Origin of the sequence: Verticiella sediminum, assembly GCF_007558815.1 — a bacterium.
GTDB classification, from domain to species: domain Bacteria; phylum Pseudomonadota; class Gammaproteobacteria; order Burkholderiales; family Burkholderiaceae_B; genus Verticiella; species Verticiella sediminum.
Genome location: NZ_VLTJ01000010.1, coordinates 53,592 through 71,693, shown reverse-complemented (window position 1 = coordinate 71,693; position 18,102 = coordinate 53,592). Strand labels below are relative to the sequence as shown.

Annotated in this window: 15 protein-coding genes; 7 read left to right on the top strand and 8 right to left on the bottom strand. The window is 67.2% G+C overall.

Annotated features, from left to right (window positions below; genetic code table 11):
- Window positions 1–35: 35 nt before the first annotated feature.
- From FOZ76_RS06345 to FOZ76_RS06310, 8 genes are all read right to left on the bottom strand, one after another.
- A complete protein-coding gene (locus FOZ76_RS06345; protein ID WP_211366056.1) occupies window positions 36–932 on the bottom strand; it encodes an ABC transporter permease in 897 nt (298 codons plus the stop codon).
- A gap of 3 nt (window positions 933–935) precedes the next feature.
- Entirely contained in the window at window positions 936–2,036 is a 1,101-nt protein-coding gene (locus FOZ76_RS06340; RefSeq protein WP_211366053.1) for an ATP-binding cassette domain-containing protein, read from the bottom strand.
- 185 nt (window positions 2,037–2,221) lie between these two features.
- The gene (locus FOZ76_RS06335) at window positions 2,222–3,418 is read right to left on the bottom strand and encodes an FAD-dependent oxidoreductase (protein WP_143947297.1); all 1,197 of its coding nucleotides are present in this window, start codon (window positions 3,416–3,418) and stop codon (window positions 2,222–2,224) included.
- Between the two features lie 24 nt (window positions 3,419–3,442).
- A complete protein-coding gene (locus tag FOZ76_RS06330; protein ID WP_170235312.1) occupies window positions 3,443–4,510 on the bottom strand; it encodes an aromatic ring-hydroxylating oxygenase subunit alpha in 1,068 nt (355 codons plus the stop codon).
- Window positions 4,511–4,532: 22 nt separating this feature from the next.
- On the bottom strand, window positions 4,533–5,639 hold the full coding sequence (locus tag FOZ76_RS06325; RefSeq protein WP_143947295.1) for a substrate-binding domain-containing protein: 1,107 nt from the start codon (window positions 5,637–5,639) through the stop codon (window positions 4,533–4,535).
- 54 nt (window positions 5,640–5,693) lie between these two features.
- The gene (locus FOZ76_RS06320; protein ID WP_143947294.1) at window positions 5,694–6,620 is read right to left on the bottom strand and encodes an ABC transporter permease; all 927 of its coding nucleotides are present in this window, start codon (window positions 6,618–6,620) and stop codon (window positions 5,694–5,696) included.
- Window positions 6,617–8,245 (bottom strand): sugar ABC transporter ATP-binding protein, encoded by a 1,629-nt coding sequence (locus FOZ76_RS06315; protein WP_143947293.1) that lies wholly within the window; start codon window positions 8,243–8,245, stop codon window positions 6,617–6,619. The genes FOZ76_RS06320 and FOZ76_RS06315 overlap by 4 nt, the downstream gene beginning before the upstream one ends.
- Before the next feature lie 11 nt (window positions 8,246–8,256).
- Entirely contained in the window at window positions 8,257–9,294 is a 1,038-nt protein-coding gene (locus tag FOZ76_RS06310; protein ID WP_143947292.1) for an alpha/beta fold hydrolase, read from the bottom strand.
- Between the two features lie 175 nt (window positions 9,295–9,469).
- On the opposite strand from FOZ76_RS06310, the gene FOZ76_RS06305 reads away from it, so the two are divergent.
- The 7 genes from FOZ76_RS06305 (at window position 9,470) to FOZ76_RS06275 (ending at window position 18,067) form a co-directional block, all read left to right on the top strand.
- Window positions 9,470–10,183, top strand: coding sequence for a GntR family transcriptional regulator (locus tag FOZ76_RS06305; RefSeq protein ID WP_143947291.1), 714 nt, complete (start codon window positions 9,470–9,472; stop codon window positions 10,181–10,183).
- A gap of 119 nt (window positions 10,184–10,302) precedes the next feature.
- Entirely contained in the window at window positions 10,303–11,802 is a 1,500-nt protein-coding gene (locus tag FOZ76_RS06300; RefSeq protein WP_143947365.1) for an AMP nucleosidase, read from the top strand.
- A 311-nt stretch (window positions 11,803–12,113) separates the two neighbouring features.
- Entirely contained in the window at window positions 12,114–12,986 is an 873-nt protein-coding gene (locus FOZ76_RS06295) for a DMT family transporter (RefSeq protein ID WP_143947290.1), read from the top strand.
- Window positions 12,987–13,420: 434 nt separating this feature from the next.
- Complete coding sequence (locus FOZ76_RS06290) at window positions 13,421–14,038, top strand: TetR/AcrR family transcriptional regulator (RefSeq protein ID WP_143947289.1); 618 nt, start codon at window positions 13,421–13,423, stop codon at window positions 14,036–14,038.
- 42 nt (window positions 14,039–14,080) lie between these two features.
- Window positions 14,081–15,259 (top strand): thiolase family protein, encoded by a 1,179-nt coding sequence (locus FOZ76_RS06285; RefSeq protein ID WP_143947288.1) that lies wholly within the window; start codon window positions 14,081–14,083, stop codon window positions 15,257–15,259.
- 42 nt (window positions 15,260–15,301) lie between these two features.
- A complete protein-coding gene (locus FOZ76_RS06280) occupies window positions 15,302–16,285 on the top strand; it encodes a Bug family tripartite tricarboxylate transporter substrate binding protein (RefSeq protein ID WP_143947287.1) in 984 nt (327 codons plus the stop codon).
- 159 nt (window positions 16,286–16,444) lie between these two features.
- Window positions 16,445–18,067: an AMP-binding protein gene (locus tag FOZ76_RS06275; RefSeq protein ID WP_246129323.1), complete on the top strand. Its 1,623-nt coding sequence runs from the start codon at window positions 16,445–16,447 to the stop codon at window positions 18,065–18,067.
- The last annotated feature ends 35 nt before the right edge of the window (window positions 18,068–18,102 follow it).

The following is an 18,102-nucleotide window of genomic DNA, read 5'->3' as shown; positions in this document are numbered from 1 at the left end:
CCTGTTGGATGCGAAGGACGGAACGCGCCGGCCGGTCAGGCGGCCGCCACGGGCTGACGTTGAAGACGGGCGTACAGGCCGGCCCAGGGCCGGGCGCGCCGGCGCGGGGCGCTCTGGGCCAGGCCATCGGTGGCGAGCGCGAGCAGCACGAGGCACAGGCCGCCGGTGGCCGCCATCCCGACGTCCAGGCGGGCGATGCCGCGCAACACCGTGAGCCCCAGCCCTTCGGCGCCGATCATCGCGGCGATCGAACTCATAACGATGGCAAGCATGATGGTCTGGTTGATGCCGGCGCGGATGGTGTCGAGCGCAAGCGGCAGCTTGACGTGCACCAGCAGTTGCAGCCGGGTGGCGCCGAAGGCGTTGCCCGCCTCGCTGGACTCGGGCGAGACCTGCACCAGGCCGAGATAGGTGAGCTTGATGAGCGGCGGCGTGGCGAACATGATGGTGGCGATCGCGCCCGGCACGGTGCCGATGCCGAACAGCATGACCACCGGCACCAGGTAGACGAACGACGGGGTGGTCTGCATGACGTCGAGCACCGGCTTGGCGATGCGCCAGGCAGGGCGGTACTCGGCGAGCAGGATGCCGATCGGTACCCCGATCAGGGCGGCGAAGGTCACGGTGGTGGCGACGATGCTGATCGAAGTCATGGATTCGCGCCAAAGCCCGACCCAGCCCATCAAGAACAGCGTGAGGCCGATGAAGGCGGCGAAGGCCGCGCCACGTCGCCAGGCGGCGAGCGCGGCCAGCACGGCGATCAGCAGCAGCGGCGGGACGGCGAGCAAGCCCTGGTTGATGCCCGTGAGGAGTTGTTCGATGGGCAGGCGCAGCATCTGGAAGAACGGGCGCCAGGCGCCGACGAAGGCGTCCACCCAATCCTGGATCCACACGTCCAGGGGCAGCATCGGCAAGCCGAGGAAGTCGTCCATGGTTCAGCTCTCCTGCCGTTCGGCGTACAAGGCGCCGATATGGCGCAGCACATGGGATGTGCCGAGCACGCGCGGCGGCGCACCGTCGCGGCGCACGGCGATGCGGTCAGCGCCGTGCGCCGCGCACAGCACCTGGGCCAGGGTGGCGTCCTCGTCCACTCGGGGCGCCTGGCGCGCACCGTCGGCGGCCGGCGGATCGGCTGCCTCGGGAATGACCCGGCACAGTGTGCCCGCGGTGATGACGTGCATGAAGTCGGCATGGGCGGTGAAGGCGCGCACGTACTCGTCGCAGGGGTCGCAGAAGAGTTCGGCGGCGGTGCCGGTCTGCACCGGCCGGCCGGCCTTCATGATGAGGATGCGGCTGCCGATGCGCAGAGCCTCGCCGAAGTCGTGCGTGACGAAGACGATGGTCTTCTGCAGTTCCTTCTGCAGCCGCAGCAGTTCGTCCTGCAGCGAACGCCGGATCAGCGGGTCGAGCGCGCTGAAGGGCTCGTCCATGATGAGGATGTCGGGATCGGTGGCGAGCGCGCGGGCGAGCCCGATGCGCTGCTTCATGCCGCCGGAGAGCTCGTCCACACGCCGCTCGCCCCAGTCGGCGAGGCCGACCATGTCGAGCACCTCGGCGGCGCGGCGGCGCCGCTGCTTCGTCTCGTCGCCGCGCAGCATCAGGCCGAACTCGACGTTGGCCGTCACCGACAGGTGCGGCAGCAGCGCGAAGCTCTGGAAGACCATCGACATGTGGCGCTGGCGCAGCTCGCGCAGCGCGGCTGGCGTCGCGCTCGACACGCAAGCGCCGGCCACCATGACGCGTCCGTCGGTGGGCGCGATGAGGCCGTTGATACAGCGCACGAGGGTCGACTTGCCCGAACCGGACAAGCCCATGATGACGTGGATCTCGCCGCGCTCGACCGTGAGGTCCACGGCGTCGAGCGGCGCGGCCAGGCCTTCGTTGGCGACGGCCTCGGCGAAGCTCTGTCCGCGCCGCATGCGGCGCCGTACGCGGTCCTCGGCATCGCCGAACACCTTGGAGAGGCCTTCGACGCGCACGATGGGCGCGGCAGAATCACGGCCGCAGGCAGTGTCCGGCCGTACGGGGTCGGACACTGCCTGCGGCAATGAGGCAACGGCAGCCCCTGGCCGCGCACCGGCCGCCCGCCGTTCGAGGCCGAGCCCACTGCGTGCGTGGATGGGGTCCGGCCCTGCGGGGTCGCCCCCCATCGGCGACGAGGCGGCGACAGCCGGAATGCGTTGCCAAAGGGACATGGCGCGTGCTCCGATCGGAAAATGGGTCACAGGGAAGTGGGCGACAGCAGCCCGCGGGCGGCGGCCGCCAGGCGGGCGCCCGCCGTGGCCGCGAAGCCGACATAGCCGGCCGGCACATGGCGCGCGCCTCGGTTCAGGCCCTCGTCGAACCACTCGGTGCGGGCGAGGGAGACGATCGCGTCCGAGCGCAGCGACTGCAGGCTCGCCGGCCACTTGCCGAGCACGAAACCGTAGGCATAGGACCACCACTGCACGTGATCGGTGAGCGGGCGCTGACGCTTCTCCCAGGCGCGCAGTGCGGCGGGCAGGTCGGCCGCGCCGGTGGCCATCTCGGCGAGCGCCATCACGTTGAAGAAGGCGGTGTTGGCCGCCTGACCGAGATTGGGCGGCATGGCGTGGGCGGCATCGCCGACGATCGCCACCCGACCCTCGGTCCACTGCCGGCACTTCACGTTAACCAGGCGGTCCCAGCGGCTGTCCGGCACGAAGCGGCGGATGAGCGATTCGGCGCCAGGGAATTTCTCGATCCAGAGATCGGTGTCGAGCGGGATGCGGCGCGCCCGCTGGTCGCCCACCGGGGCGCTCAGGAAGATGTAGTTCTTGCCGTTGGTACAGGGGTTGTAGAGCAGCCGCCAGGGGCCGTTCCAGTGCTCCACCAGCGTGTCGACGTTGTCGTCCGGATGCGCGTCGATCAGCATGCGGATGCCGGCCTCCATGCCGAAGTCCATCCAGCGCGTGCCGAGGATGGATTCGCGCAGCCGCGAATAGGCGCCGTCGGCGATCACCACCAGATCCGCGCGCGCCTGTCGGCCGTCGTCGAACACGACCTCGCCCTCGGGGCTCACGCTCACCGCGTTCGACGAGGTGACGATGTCGACGTTCTGATCGACCGCGCGATCGATCAGCGCCTGGTAGAGATCGGCCCGCGGCGGCAGCAGGAGGCGATCCTCGGGCGTGGTGAGGCGCGACATCAGCAGCCTGTCGCGCTGGTCGCGGATCTGCCATTCGCGGATCACGCGGGCCTGCGCGGTGGCCCCGGCGTACGCGCCGATGGTCTCCAGCGTCTTCAGGCCGCTTTCCCAGAGCCAGATCCCGGCGCCGAACATGCGCAGGTCGGCATTGCGTTCATGGATCCTCACCTGCCAGCCCAGTTGGGCGAAACGGTTCGCGGCGACCAGTCCGGCCAATCCCGCTCCCACGATCTCGACACTTCGTGTGGCCATGCAAACTCCCGTGTGTTGGTCGGCTCAGGTGGCGCTCGCCTGTTCGCGCTCCAGGAAGTGGCGCAACTGGCGGCGGGCGAGCAGGCCGCCGCGGTCGGCGATCGCGCTCACCTCGGGCATCCGGGTCGGGTCCGGGCTCTCGTTCAGGCGCAACTGGATCGCTTCCAGGATTTCCTTGTCCTCGCGAAACGCGGTGGACGCGATCTGCTCGAACCACTCGCCCGGATGCGGGTCCAGGCCGTAGTTGCGCGAGATCACCCACCAGTAGTGATGCGACGAGTTGGTCTGCGGCGTGGTGAGATGCTGGAAGCGGAAGAGATAGGGCTCTTCGCGCATGGGATCGCGGATGGTGGCGGTGAAGAAGTGCTCGGCCGGCGAGATCGACTTGCCCATGTCGATGCGGTCGACGTGACGCCCGCCGAGGTTGAGGTCGCGGTCGTAGATTGGCGACAGCGGCTGGTCCATGAAGCGCTTCACGAAGGTCACCACCCCGTCCTCGTACGAGAACTCGGCGGCCGACTCGTAGTCGTCGAGCGCCCCGAAGGTCGACTTGTGCGCGAACGGAAAGTGCGTGAGGTCCAGCACGTTCTCCTTGAGCAACATGTAGTTCGAGCGCACGTTCATGTGGCGGCTCGCCCACACCCAGCCCGGATCGCGCAGCCACGCGAAATCGGGCGCCTGCGCCGGGTCGGCCGCGGCGGGATCGCCCATCCAGATCCACACGAAGGGCGGGTTCTCCACGACGGGAAAGCTGTCGACCCGCGCGGTCTTGGGACAGGCGTTCTGAGTCGGGATGCAGGTGACCTTGCCCTCGGTGTCGTAGCGAAAACCGTGGTAGCGGCACACCACCTCGTCGCCTTGCTTCCAGCCCATCGACAGCGGCAGGCCGCGGTGCACACAGCGGTCCTCGATGGCCCATACAGTGCCGTCGGCGCGCCGCGAGAGCAGCACGTCCACGCCCAGCAGCTTGCGCGACACCAAGGAGTCGGCGGTAATCTGCGCCGAATGCGCCGCCACCCACCAGAGCTGGCGCGGGAAGTTGGATACGCGCGGGTCGTACGGCTGGCAGGCCGCGCCGTTCGGTCTGTTCATGATGGCCTCCTGCATCGGGGTGTCAGGGCGTGGCGCCGACCTTCCAGTCCTGCGGCGGATACTCGAACACGTCGTAGGGATGCGTGCCGACGTTCTCCTTGGTGATGAGCACGTTGGGCACGTTGAAGTGGGGATAGGGCACGCTCTCGGTGGGCTCGGCAAGCGGCGGCATGGGCAGCCCTTCGTTGGCGCGGATCGCGTACTGCACGATCAGCCGGCCCATGATGATCCCCGGCTCGGAGGCGACCGCGAGCATGCGGCCGTCCTCGATCATGGCCTGCTCCTCCTTCACCATGGTGGCCGTGAGCACCTTGACCTTGCGACCCGTCTGGCGCACCGCCTGGGCCGCACCCATGCCGAGATAGCTGACGGGGGTGAACACGTATTCGGCGTCCGGCACGCGCAGCAGTTGGTCGTAGGTCTGTGTGAGGCCGTCCTGCAGCGTCATCTCGCCCTTGTAGGCAGCGGGTTCGAGCACCGCGCCGCATGCCTGAGCCACCGCCTGGAAAGCTTCCACGCGCAGCCGCGACCACTCCAGGCCAGGGGCGCCCGGCACCTGCAGCACCTTCTTGCCCTGTGGCTTGTCGGCGCACAAGGCCTCGCCGAGCGCGCGGCCGATTTCGGCGTCGTCCTGCAGCACGCCGAAGGCGATGTTCTTGCTGCCCGTGGGAATGCCGACCGACAGCGTCTCGATGCCCGACTTGGCGAGCGAGGCGAGCACGTTGTCGTAGCCGGAATACGCGGCCGGGGCGAGCACGGCGTAGTCCACGCCAAGCGAGCGAAAGGCCTCGAGCTGCGCGAACTGCTGCTGCACATCGCCGTAGTTGCCCGCCACCGAGACCTGAGCCACCTCGACGCCGCTGCGCCGGGCTTCGTCGCTGATGCCGTAGATGATGCCGGTGTAGAAGTTGTCCATCAGGTGCACCACCGTCACACCCAGCCGCAGCGGCTTGGCGGCCTTGATCGGCTCGACCAGGCCGAGCAGCCGGTCGTTCACGTCGAGATCGGCCGGCGCGCCGGCCTGTTGCGCGAGGCCGGCCGCCGGCAAGGCCACCAGGGGCAGGGCGAGGACCGGCGCGGCACAGGCCTTGAGAACGCGCGCGATACCGCGGGGGCGGGCAGTGTTCATGGCAATTACCTGTCGTGATGCGCAAGGAAAGGGTTGGCGTAGCGGCCTGCGGAGTCAGGTCCGGCGAAAGCGATCGAGCACGACGGCGATGACGATGACGATGCCGACCACCAGCGTCTGGTAGTAGGCCGACACGCCCGTCATGTTCATGACGTTGGAAAGCAGGCTCAACACGAGCACGCCGAGAAACACCTGCCAAATGCCGCCGCTGCCGCCGGTGAGGGCGACACCGCCCAGCACCACCGCGGCGATCGACTGCAGCGTGAGCGTGGGCGAGGCGACCGGCTGCGCCGAGCTCACCCAGGCGGTGAGCACGACCGCGCCCACGCCCGCGCAGAGGCCCGACACGCCATAGACCAACATGGTGTAGAAGCGCACGTTGACGCCGCTCTTGACCGCCGCCGACTCGTTCGAGCCGAGAGCGTAGACGTAACGCCCGAACACCGTGTGGCGCAGGATGACGGTGGCGGCCACCGCCAGCACCAGCGCGATCCACACCATGACCGGCACGCCCAGGACGGCGTTGAAGCCGATCGCGTCGACGTAGGTGGCGGGCACATTGTGGATCGGCACGCCGTTCGAGAGGATGAGGGCGATCGCCTGGGTCACCGACAGCATGCCGAGCGTGACCACCAGCGGCGTAGTGCGGAACCAGGCGATGATGAAGCCCGACACCAGCCCGGCCAGACACCCGACCAGAACCATGGCGATCACGCCGGCCGGCACGCCGATATGCGGCATCAGGGTCACGCCCAGCACGCCGGAGAGCGACAAAACCGAGGCCATCGAAAGGTCGAGGCCGCCGCGCATGATGGCGAACGCCTGCCCGATGGAGATGATGAGCAGCGGGACGAGCTGGCGCGAGAGGTTGAGCAGGTTGTCGACCGACAGAAAGCGCGGCTGGATCGCCGTGGCGACCGCGGCGATGGTGAGGACGATCAGCGGCAGCATGGCATCGGCGAGTTTGATCTTGGCGTTCATGTCGCTTGCAGACTCCACTCGTTGACGGTAGGCGCAGCCTGGCTCCGCGGCTGTTCGGGCCGGGCAGCGGAGCGCTGGCCCAGGATGTCGGCCAGGATGGCGTCGTGATCGCCCGCGGCGGGCGCGACGTGGCAATCCATCACCGTGCCCGCGAAGAAGGTGTAGACGACGTCGCACAACGCCAGCGTCTCGGGCAGGTCGCTCGAGAGCACGAGCACGGCGAGGCCTGCACGCGAGGCGGCGCGGATGCGCTCGTGGATCTGCTGCTTGGCGTCGATGTCGACGCCGGCGGTGGGCTCTTCGAGGACCAGCAGCGCCGACGCGCCCGCCATGGCGCGGGCGAGCAGGACCTTTTGCTGGTTACCGCCGCTGAGAGTGTCGATGCCGGCGTCCAGGTCGGCGAACTTCACCGCCGAGGCGCGCAACTGGTCGAGCGCGACCGAGGTTTCGCGCCGGCGGTTGATGAAGCCCAGGCGGCTCACGCGCCGCAACTGGCTGAGCATCAGGTTCTCGCGGATCGAGCGCGTGGGGAACACAGCATTGGCCTGGCGTCCGGCAGGCAGGTACGAGATGCCCGCGCGCAGCGCCTCGGCCGGCGTGGCCGGGCCGAACGGCCGGCCGTTCAGGCGCATGCTGAAGTCGCGTGCGCGCTGGACGCCAGCCGCAGCGCGCACCACGCGCTCGGCGCCACAGCCGACCACACCGTACAGACCCACGATGCCGCCGCGGTGCACGCCGACGGTGGCGCCACCGTCGTCGCGGCCCGGCAGGCCGCTGATCTCGAGCACCGCCGATTCGCCCGCCGCCGGCGCCGTGCGCGGGCTGCGGACAGCAGCGGCGCCGCGCCTGCCGGTCAGGCGCTCGAGTACGTGCTCGGCATCGATCGCGCCGGTCATCGGGAACGACTCCACCACCCGGCCGTTGCGCATGACGGTCACGCGATCACCTACGGCCGTGACATCGTCGATGTGGTGGGTGATGAGCAGCGACGCGATGCCGTTGTCCCGCAGCGTGCGCAGCACCGAGAAGAAGCGCTGCTTCTCGATCGCCCCCAGCATGGCGGTCGGCTCGTCGAAGACCACCAGGCGCGGGCGGTGCATCAGCGCCTTGCCGATCTCGAGCAATTGCTGGGTCGTGACCGGCAGGTCCTTGACGCGGGTCTCGGGATCGAGCTCGACGCCGAGCTGGGCGAGCACTTCGCGCACGCGCGGCGTCTCGCGCCGGCGGCCGACACGCGCCAGCGGCAGCCGCGCACCTTCCGAGCCGAGCCAGAAGTTGGCGCGGATCGAAAGGTCGGGCACCAGCGACAATTCCTGGTAGACGATGGCGATGCCCATGGCGCGCGCCTGGCCCGGGTTGGCGAACTGCACGGGCGCCCCGTCGAACACGAGCACGCCGGCGTCAGCCCGGTACAGCCCGGCGATGACCTTGCCGAGCGACGACTTGCCCGCGCCGTTCTCGCCCAACACGCAATGGATCTCGCCGGCGTGGGCGGCGATCGACACATCGTCGAGCGCGAGCGTCGCGCCGAACCGCTTGGTCGCGCCGCGCACCTCGAGCAAGGCCGCGCGGCCGCCGGCCGCGGTATGCCCGCAGGGCGCAGCATGCAGAGACAGGGTAGACATAGCGTATCCCGTCAGCTCACCAGCCGACCGTCGCCGCTCTCGGCGTCGAAAGTGTAGAGGCCGTTCAGAAAGATCTTGTGCCGCTCGTACCACATGCGCTGGCGCGGGGCGGGAGGCGTGCGATCGATCGGCCTGCCGCCCTCGAATATCCAGTCGAAGCGCGCCGGAAACTGGAGCAGTCTGATGTCCCCGGTCGGGTCGCCGGGCACGACCAGGACATCCGCCAGTCGCCCCGCCTCCAGCCGGCCGACCTCGTGGCCGTAGCGGAGCAGCGTGAGCGTGGGCGTGATGACGCAGTTGCTGCGCAGACAGGCCTCGATGCCCTCGTCGTCGATGTAGGACGCGTGAAAAAGGTTGTCGAAGCCGGCGCGCGCACAGTCGAGCACGGCGTCGCGCGAGCGGGCGTGCACGCTGCAGATGCGGCCCAGGCGGTGCGTCTCGTCGGCGATGAGCTTGAACGCCTCGTAGGTGAAGGCCGCGCCGCCCAGCGCGTTGGACGTGATGAGGTTGTCGTTCGAACCCGAAACCTTGATCGCGTCCACCTCGTCCTTCACCTGAAGCCGGATCGCCTCGATCAGCTCATCGCGGCTCTTGACGAGCACCGCGCTCTGGCCGGGCGGGAACTCCATGTTGTTGGGAAAGGAATCTTCCAGCCCCTGGTGGTTGGTGAGCTGCTTGCTCGAGATCGTGAAGCGCGGACCCTCGAACATGCCGCTGTCGATCGCGTCGCGCACCGCCTGGCCGACGTTGTAGGTAGTGGCCGCGTCGAAGGCGCTGGTCACGCCCGCCTGCAGGACCTTGCGGGCGTTCCAGACCGCCTTGAGCGTGCGGAAATAGCGCGGGGAGGGTTTGCGCCCGCTCTGACCGAAGCCGACCAGGTCCATCGCATACACGTGGAAGCGCTCGGCCAGCGGCCCGAACACGGCGCTCCAGTTGCCGCGGCTCGAGGCGCCGGGGCCATGCAGCAGCAACAGCGGTAATCCGGCGCCGGCTTCGTAGAAACCGACAGCGATGCCTGCGAACTCGAACTGCAAAGCATGCTGCTGCATTTCGACACCTGGCCCTCAACCGTTTCATTCATGTTGCTCTGGGCAAAATCCATTGTCAATACAAAAATCCATCATCCAACATTTCAATTTGAATTTTGTATTTGAATACATATTCAAGTAGAAAAGCATCTTTATGGTACATTCATGCACTAGTTTGGAACTTGATGGAACGACCATGAAAGCTGGTACACAGAGCACCACGTTGAACGGCGCCGTCTACGAGACGCTCAGGCAGCAGGTGCTGACCGGCAAGCTGCAACCCCGCCAGCGGCTCAAGGTGGCGAGCCTGGCGGCCACGAACGGCGTGAGTCTCAACGTGATCCGCGAGGCGCTGAACCGGCTGGTGGGCGAAGGTCTGGTGCACATGGAGCCGCAGGTCGGCTTCACGGTGCAGGGGCTGTCCGCCGACGATCTCGAGGACCTCGTGCGGCTGCGCATCGAACTGGAAAGTCATGCCCTACGACAGTGCATCGCGCGGGGCGGGGTGGAGTGGCAGGCCGATGTGCTGGCCGCGCACCATCGGCTGCATCGCACACCGCTGGTGCTGCCCGACGATCCCGACACGCTGAATTCCCAGTGGCTCGAGCGTCACGACATGTTCCACGCCGTGATGCTGCAGGCGTGCGGCAGCCCGCGGCTCTATCGCATGGTGCGCCAGCTCGCGGCGGCGGCCGAGATGTATCACCGCGCGCTGCTGCCGGTAGTCTCGCGCGACGAGGAGATGGAGGCCGAACACCAGGATCTGCTCGATGCCATCCTGGCATCGGACGCCGATCGCGCGGTGCAGACCCTCGCCATGCACCTGGAGAAGACGCGCGACGTCATGCTGCCCATGCTGCGCAAGGAGGACGGGGTGGTGCAGCGGGCGACCCGGGCACTGCCGCAATGAGGGTGGACGTCGGTCCGCCTTCACCGGCCCCGGCATGACGCACGGATAGGGCCTGCACGCGCGCGTCATCGGCACGCCGATAAAATGCTTCTGTCCGCATCCTGCAGGCTGAAACCATGATGTCCGGTATCCCCACGCTCGATATTCCCGTGCTGCGCCCCGAGCCGGCGCCCTTCGAGCCCTACCGCGACCCGGTCGCCGCGGTCGAGCGGCTCGTCGCCCTCTATGACCGAAACACACGCTTCATCCGCGACGGCTTCCAGGCCATGGTGGAAGGACGCGGCCCGGCCGAAGGCCGCATCCGCGCCTGCTATCCGGCCGTGCGCCTGGTCGTGCCCACGCACACCCCGGTCGATACCCGGCTGTCCTACGGCTACGTCGCCGAGCCGGGCGAGTACACGACCACCATCGCCCAGCCCTCGCTCTTTTTCGCCTACCTGGTGGAGCAGCTCTCGCAGCTCCTGCATCACCACGGCCTGCCGGTGGAAGTGGGCGAATCCGACGTGCCCATCCCGCTGCATTTCGCGTTCCCCGAAGGCACCCACATCGAGGGGGTGCAGATGGACGCGCTCACCAAGCCGCTGCGCGACATCTTCGACGTACCCGACCTCGCCGTCACCGACGACGCCATCGTCAACGGCACCTGGTACGGCCGCCCGGGCGAGCCCAACCCGCTCGCGCCCTTCACCGCGCCGCGCATCGACTTCTCCCTGCACCGGCTGCAGCACTACACCGCGACCGCGCCGGTGCACTTCCAGAACTTCGTGCTGTTCACCAACTACCAGTTCTACGTCGAGGAGTTCTGCCGGCACGCGCGCGCGCTCCTCGATACACCCGACAGCCCGTACGAGACACTGGTCGAGCCGGGCAATGTGATCACCCGCCGCGGCGAAACAGCGCCCTCCTCGGGCACGCCGCTCGGTCGCCTGCCGCAGATGCCCGCCTATCACCTGGTGCGCCCCGGCCATTCGGGCATCACCCTCATCAACATCGGCGTGGGCCCGTCCAACGCCAAGACCATCACCGATCACGTGGCCGTGCTGCGTCCGCATGCCTGGCTGATGCTCGGCCACTGCGCGGGCCTGCGCGCCTCGCAGCGCCTGGGCGACTACGTGCTGGCCCATGGCTACGTGCGCGAGGACCACGTGCTCGACGCCGACCTGCCGACCTGGGTGCCGATCCCGCCCCTGGCCGAAGTCCAGGTCGCGCTGGAGCAGGCGGTCGAGCAGGTGGCGGGCCTGTCGGGCTGGGACCTGAAGCGCATCATGCGCACCGGCACCGTGGCCTCGATCGACAACCGCAACTGGGAGCTGCGCGACCACCTGGAACCGGTGCAGCGCTTCTCGCAGTCGCGCGCGATCGCGCTCGACATGGAATCGGCCACCATCGCCGCCAACGGCTTTCGCTTCCGGGTGCCCTACGGCACCCTGCTGTGCGTCTCGGACAAGCCGCTGCACGGCGAACTCAAGCTGCCGGGCATGGCCAGCGCCTTCTACCAGCGTCAGGTTGCCCAGCACCTGGAGATCGGCATGCGCGCGCTCGAACTGCTGCGCGAGATGCCGCCCGAGCGCCTGCACTCACGCAAGCTGCGCAGTTTCATGGAGACGGCGTTCCAGTAGCGCCGGGCACGCACGGCCTCACCAACCCACCCGTCCGGCCCGGGGCGCAACGCTCCGGGCCTGTGGTGTCGACGGCACAGCGCTGGGCCGGGCAGGAGCCACGATGTATGATCAAGCCCATCGACTGAGTGGCAACTAGGGTTCCGGCCGCACGGAACACCCAGGTCGGCAGACCGGGCTCCATCCTACGCGGCGCCTGGCACCGAGCGTTGCAGAAACCCGGCCCCCGGCGGCCGGGCGGCACCCGAGGGACAAAAGCCCAGAGGCGGAGACGTCGAGTCTTCGTTTCGTCCTTACTGGGTCGTCCATCCATGTCGCTTGCCGCACTGTCTCTCGTCGTTCTCGCCGCCCTCATCCACGCCTCCTGGAACCTGCTCGCCAAGCGCGCTGCCAAGGTCGGGCCCGCCTTCGTCTTCGCCTACTGCGTCGCCTCCACGCTGCTCTATCTGCCGCTGGTCCTCTGGATACTCTGGCACGACACCATGGACTGGAACTGGCCGGTCGTCGCCTGCATCGTGGCGAGCGGCGCCCTGCACCTGGTCTACAGCCTGTGCCTGCAGCGCGGTTACCAGCAGGCCGACCTTTCCGTGGTGTACCCGGTGGCACGCGGCACCGGGCCCTTGATCTCCGTGGTCGGCGCCTTCCTGATCCTGGACGAACCCGTCACGGGCGCCGGCCTGATCGGCGTGCTGTGCGTAGTCGCCGGCATCTTTCTCATCGCCACCCAGGGCGAATGGGCGAAGTTCCGCCAGCCTGCCGCCTGGGTGGGCGTGCGCTGGGGCGTCACCACCGGGCTCATGATCGCGGCCTACACCGTGGTCGACGGCTATGGCGTCAAGGTGCTGCTGGTCGCGCCCGTGGTGCTGGACTGGTTCGCCGGCGTGGTGCGCATGGTGATGCTCGCGCCCTTCGTGCTGGTGCGACGCGAGGCCAACTGGGAGGCCATGCGCGGCTACTGGGGGCTGGCCTTCGCGGTGGGCCTGCTCGCGCCGCTGTCCTACATCCTGGTGCTGCAGGCCCTGCAGGGCGGCGCGCCGCTGAGCCTGGTCGCCCCGGCGCGCGAGATGTCGATGATGGCGGGCGCGCTGCTCGCCATGTTCTTCCTGAAGGAACGGGTGAGCACGTGGCGGCTGGCCGGCTGCGCGGTGCTCATCACGGGGGTGGTGCTGCTGGCGTCGGCGTGAGCGCCGCCCAGGCCTGTCGAGCGCATCGGCGTGTTCTGCGGTGCTCAACCGCAAAGGCTCATTCCTGATCGAAGCTGTCGCCTGACGAACGTGCCGACGCCTGGCAATGCCGGTGCGTCCGGTCGCCGCAGAGCGTCGCCTGCGCTTTCGACAACTGCGGACGGACTCCTGCCGCACGCGCACGGCCTGCGGCGTCAAGGCACGGCACGTCCCCCGCCGAATCATCGCACCCCAGGGTAAATACCGAGTCACCATGCCAGTAACTTTGTTACCATGCCATGAGTAACATCGTTACTGGACGCGGACAGGCCGTCACTTTCCGGGTTCTGCCGGAAAACGGAAACCCAGGCGCCTGGCCGCGGGCAGTCATTCCGCGTGATCCGGACAGAGCGCGTCAGGCTCACGCAAACGCAGTCACTACAGAGAGGTGAGCATTGCCTGCGCAGGAACGGGAAAGAGAAGAGACCGGCGCCGTCATTCCGGAACACATGGCCGCACGCCTGGACCCAGTGGTGCTCGCGATGTTCGCAAGCACGGATTTTCACGGCGTCGATATGCGTTCGATCGCCCGGGAAGCCGCCATGAGCTTTGCAACGATCTATCGCTATTTCCAGAACAAGGAAAAGCTCCTGTTCTGGTTCATTGCGCGTTGGCTGCAGCCCTTGAACGAAGCTGCGCAGCGGGCGATAGAGACCAGCAAGCCATTGCGCGAAAGGCTGCTCGACCGCCTGGAGGTCCACCTCCGGTTCTACGAAGCAAACCCGCAGGTAGGGCGAATCATTTTCCTGACCGTGCCGCTGCAACGATGGATGCAGGACGAGACGTTCGCCTACGGCGAGCCCGTCAAATCGCTGCTCGCCGCCATCAGTGCGGGCCAGGAAAGCGGTGAGCTGCGCAAGGACGTCCCTGCCGTCACCATTTTCGACGCCTACATGGCCATGTTCAACCGTACGTTCCTGATGTGGGAGTACCGCGGCCGGAAGACGTCGCTCCTCTCCCAGCGGGACCACATATTCCACATCCTCTGGGATGGCATCAAGGCCCCGGGCTGAAATCGCCGACCAACGCCTGCAAGAACACTCATCGGAAACATCATGACCACCCAAACGGCGGTAGTGGGAACCGGCATCGTTCCCTTCGGAAAATTCCTGGATCGGTCCATCAGAAACCTGGCGGAGGAAGCCGTGAAATCCGCCCTCGATGACGCCGGCATCGATGCCGGCCTGATCGACCAGGTGTACTTCGGCAATTCGGCGGCCGGCCTGATCACGGGGCAGGAAATGATCCGCGGCCAGGCGGCCCTCAGGAACACCGGACTGCTGGGCAAGCCGATCATCAACGTGGAGAACGCCTGCGCATCGAGCAGCACCGCCTTCTTTCTCGGCTGCCAGGCCATCGCGGCGGGGCAGGCCGATTTCGTACTGGTGGTCGGCGCGGAAAAGCTTACGCACGTCGAGCGCAGGGTGTCGCTGGAGGTCTTCGGCAGCGCGGTGGACCTGGAGGAGACTCAGCCCCCGAGCATCGGATCCGGCAGCGGCTCGATCTTCATGGACATCTATGCCGAGAAAACCCGGCAGTACATGGCCGCGACGGGAGCGACACGGGAGGATTTCGCGCAGATCGTCGTCAAGAGCCGCCGGGCCGGCGCCCTCAACGACAAGGCGCAATTTCGCAAGCCCACCACGATCGAGGAGGTGCTGTCCTCCAGGCTCATCAGCGACCCCTTGACGCTGCCGATGTGCTCGGCCATCGGCGACGGCGCCGCAGCCATTGTGCTGTGCTCCAGGAACGCCCTGAAGAAGCTGACGGCGCCGCGCCCCATCTGGGTGGCTGGCACCACGATGGCCTCGGGGCTGGGCGCCAGCGCACCGGTCAGCGGCGCGGTACGTGTCAGCAGGGCAGTGTACGAAATGTCCGGCATAGGCGCCGAAGACCTGCACGTCGTCGAACTGCACGATGCTTCGGCCCCCGCCGAACTGATCCACTACGAGAACCTCGGCCTTTGCGCCCCAGGGGAGGGGCCGGCCCTGCTGCGCAGCGGTGCGACCGACATCGATGGCCGCATCTCCGTCAATCCGAGCGGAGGCCTGCTCAGTCGCGGGCACCCGATCGGCGCCACCGGCGCTGCGCAGATCGTGGAAGTCGTCATGCAGTTGCGGGGTGACGCCGGCCAGCGGCAACGCCACGGCGCCAAGGTCGGCATGGCCGAAAACAACGGAGGCCAGATCGACGGCGATGCCGCGGCCACCGCGGCGTCCATTTTCTGCAAGTGAATCACCGCCCCACCAAGCTACAGGACTCCAGGAGACAACACCATGATCGCAAGAACGGTGATCGCCGCCGCCGCATTCGCAGGCATTGCATCAACGGGCGCCGCTTTCGCGCAGTCCGCCGACGGCTGGCCCGCCAGGCCCATCACCCTGATCGTGCCATCCACCGCCGGGGGCTCGACCGACATCGTCGCGCGCATCCTCAGCGAGGGCCTGCGCAAACAACTCGGTCAAGCCGTCATCGTCGAGAACAAGAGCGGCGCGGCCGGCACCATCGGCCTGCAGACAGCGCTGCGCGCGCCGAGCGACGGCTATACCTATGTGTTCGGCTACCCGTCCAACCTGATCGTCACACAGTTCACCATGCCGGACATCTCGTTCGTGGCTGTCGACGAGTTCGTGCCCATCGGCGGCATCGCAATCAATGAAATGGTGATGAACGCGAGCGCCGCCGTTCACGCGACGAATCCCAAGGAACTCGTCGAATGGGCAAGAACCCAATCGACAGAGCCGATGTATGGCTCGTATGGCCAGGGTTCGTATTCGCACATCGTGGCTGCCTACCTCGGCACGGCGAACCAGTTCAAGGCCACCCACATTCCCTACAAAGCGGAAAGGGAACTGCTCACCGCCCTCGCAACCAACGACGTTGCCTATGGCGTCTCCGTGGTGACGGCCGGCAAAGCGCTGCAGGACACTGGCAAGACACGCATGGTCGGCCTGCTCGCGCCGCGGCGCTCCACCCAGTATCCGGACATTCCGACCTTCAAGGAAATGGGCATCGACGACCCGGCATTCTCGCTGCTGGGCTGGAACGGCCTCTTTGCGAAAAAGGACACGCCGCCGGCAATCCTGCGGCGCATGGAGCAGGCCGTACAGCAGGTCATGAGCCAGCCGGAGACCCAGCAGCGGATGATCGCGGCCTCGTCCACGCCGTGGGGAGCGAGCGCCCAGGCGCTGGACAAGACGTGGAAGAGCGAGATTCCGATCTATGAAGCCCTGACGCAAGCCGCCAACCTCTCGGAATAACGGTCGGTCTCCATCGCCGGCCCGTCTGCCCGGCGCAGCGCCCCGGAGGCGCGGCCGCACCCGGCCGTCGTACCAACGCACAACCCGTCCCGGACGCCGGCACCCCGAGTGCATTGCGGGGAGGCTCGCGCCTGCGCGCCGGACATGAACCACTGAACAATGGAGCAGATGATGTTAGCTGAAGACGCACTGCTTTCTCTCGGGGAGCTGGTCGGATCGCGGGCGGCCGCGCCGGGAAACCCCCGGCTGCTGACCTTCGTCGAGATCGACGAGGCCGGCACCGAACGGCTCGAGTACCGTGGCTATCGGGAACTCTGGCAAAACGGCCAGGCGCTTGCCCGGGCGCTGCAGGCGAGCGGCATGCACAAGGGCGAGCGCCTGGCACTCATGATGCAGAACCACCCGGAGTACGTCGAAGCCATGGTCGCATGCGCGATCCTGGGGTTGGTCTTCGTGCCGATCGACGCCCGCACCATGGGCAGCAAGCTCACCTACATGCTGAACGCCGTTCAGTGCAAAGGCGTTGTTGCGGCCGCCTATTGCGCATCCCAGTTGGCGGACATCTCGAAAGACATTCCCGACGTGCGCTTCATCTGGTTCCTCGGCCCGCCGGAAACGGGACTCCCATTTCGCCAGGAAACCGCGCTCGTCAGCGACCGGCTGGACAACGCCGCAGCGGAGCTGGACCTCGCAGTGGACGATCCGCGCACGACCATGCAGCTTATGTTCACCTCGGGAACCACGGGGGACCCCAAGGCGATTGTCGGTACTTACGAGCGCTACGCTGCGTCGTGCTCGCGCCGCGCCGCATTCTTCGGCATCCGCAGCAGCGACCGGATGTACACGGGGTTGTCGCTCACGCACGCCAACGCGCTGAACATATCCCTGGGCGTCAGTCTGTACTCGAACATCCCTCTCGTCATCAGCCAGCGTTTCACCAAGAGCCGGCTGTGGGACATCGTCCGACGGCACGAATGCACCACCCTGAACCTGCTGGGCGGCATGTTCACGGCGATCCATGCGGAGCCCGTGACGCCGCATGACGCGGACAATCCGCTGCGGCTCATCATCGGTGCCGGCATGCCCAAGGAACTGTGGCGGGACTTCGAAACCCGCTTCGGCGTCGAGATCCTGGAGTTCTACGGCGCCGCCGAGGGCGGGCTCATCATCAACCTGCCCGGCACCGGGCCGGTCGGAAGCATCGGTAAGCCGGCTGCCCAATACGACGTGAGAATCCTCGATGAGGATGGGAACGAGTGCCCGCCTGGGGAACCCGGGGAGATCGTCTTTGGCAACGCGGACGGCAGCCCGATACAACTGGCCTACTTCAACGACCCCGAGGCGAGCGCGAAGAAGGCCAAGGACGGTTTGCTGTGGATGGGCGACATCGGCTACCGGGACGCCGAGGGTTGGCTGTATTTCCTGCACCGCAAGGGCGGCGAAATCAGGCGCAACGGCGATTTCATCTCCCGGGCGGTCATCGAAAAGGAATTGGGCGCCCACCCGAACGTCAAGGACGTCTTCGTCTACGGAATCCCCTCGGCCAACGGCGTTGCCGGCGAGAAGGACGTGGTTGCGGCCATCGCACTCTTTGACGAAAGCCTGCTGGACGGGCAGGAAATACAAGCCTATTGCGCGGCCAGGATGGAGAAGAACCACATCCCCGCGTACCTGCAGATCGTCCCGGCCATTCCGAAGACCGCATCCGAGAAGCCGCTGGAACGCATCCTGTCGCAGGCGTTCAGCAAGTCTTCGCCCAACGTGCTGTCGCTCCAGTCATGAGGACGCGGCGGCATGCAGTACATGAGAACCGGGAG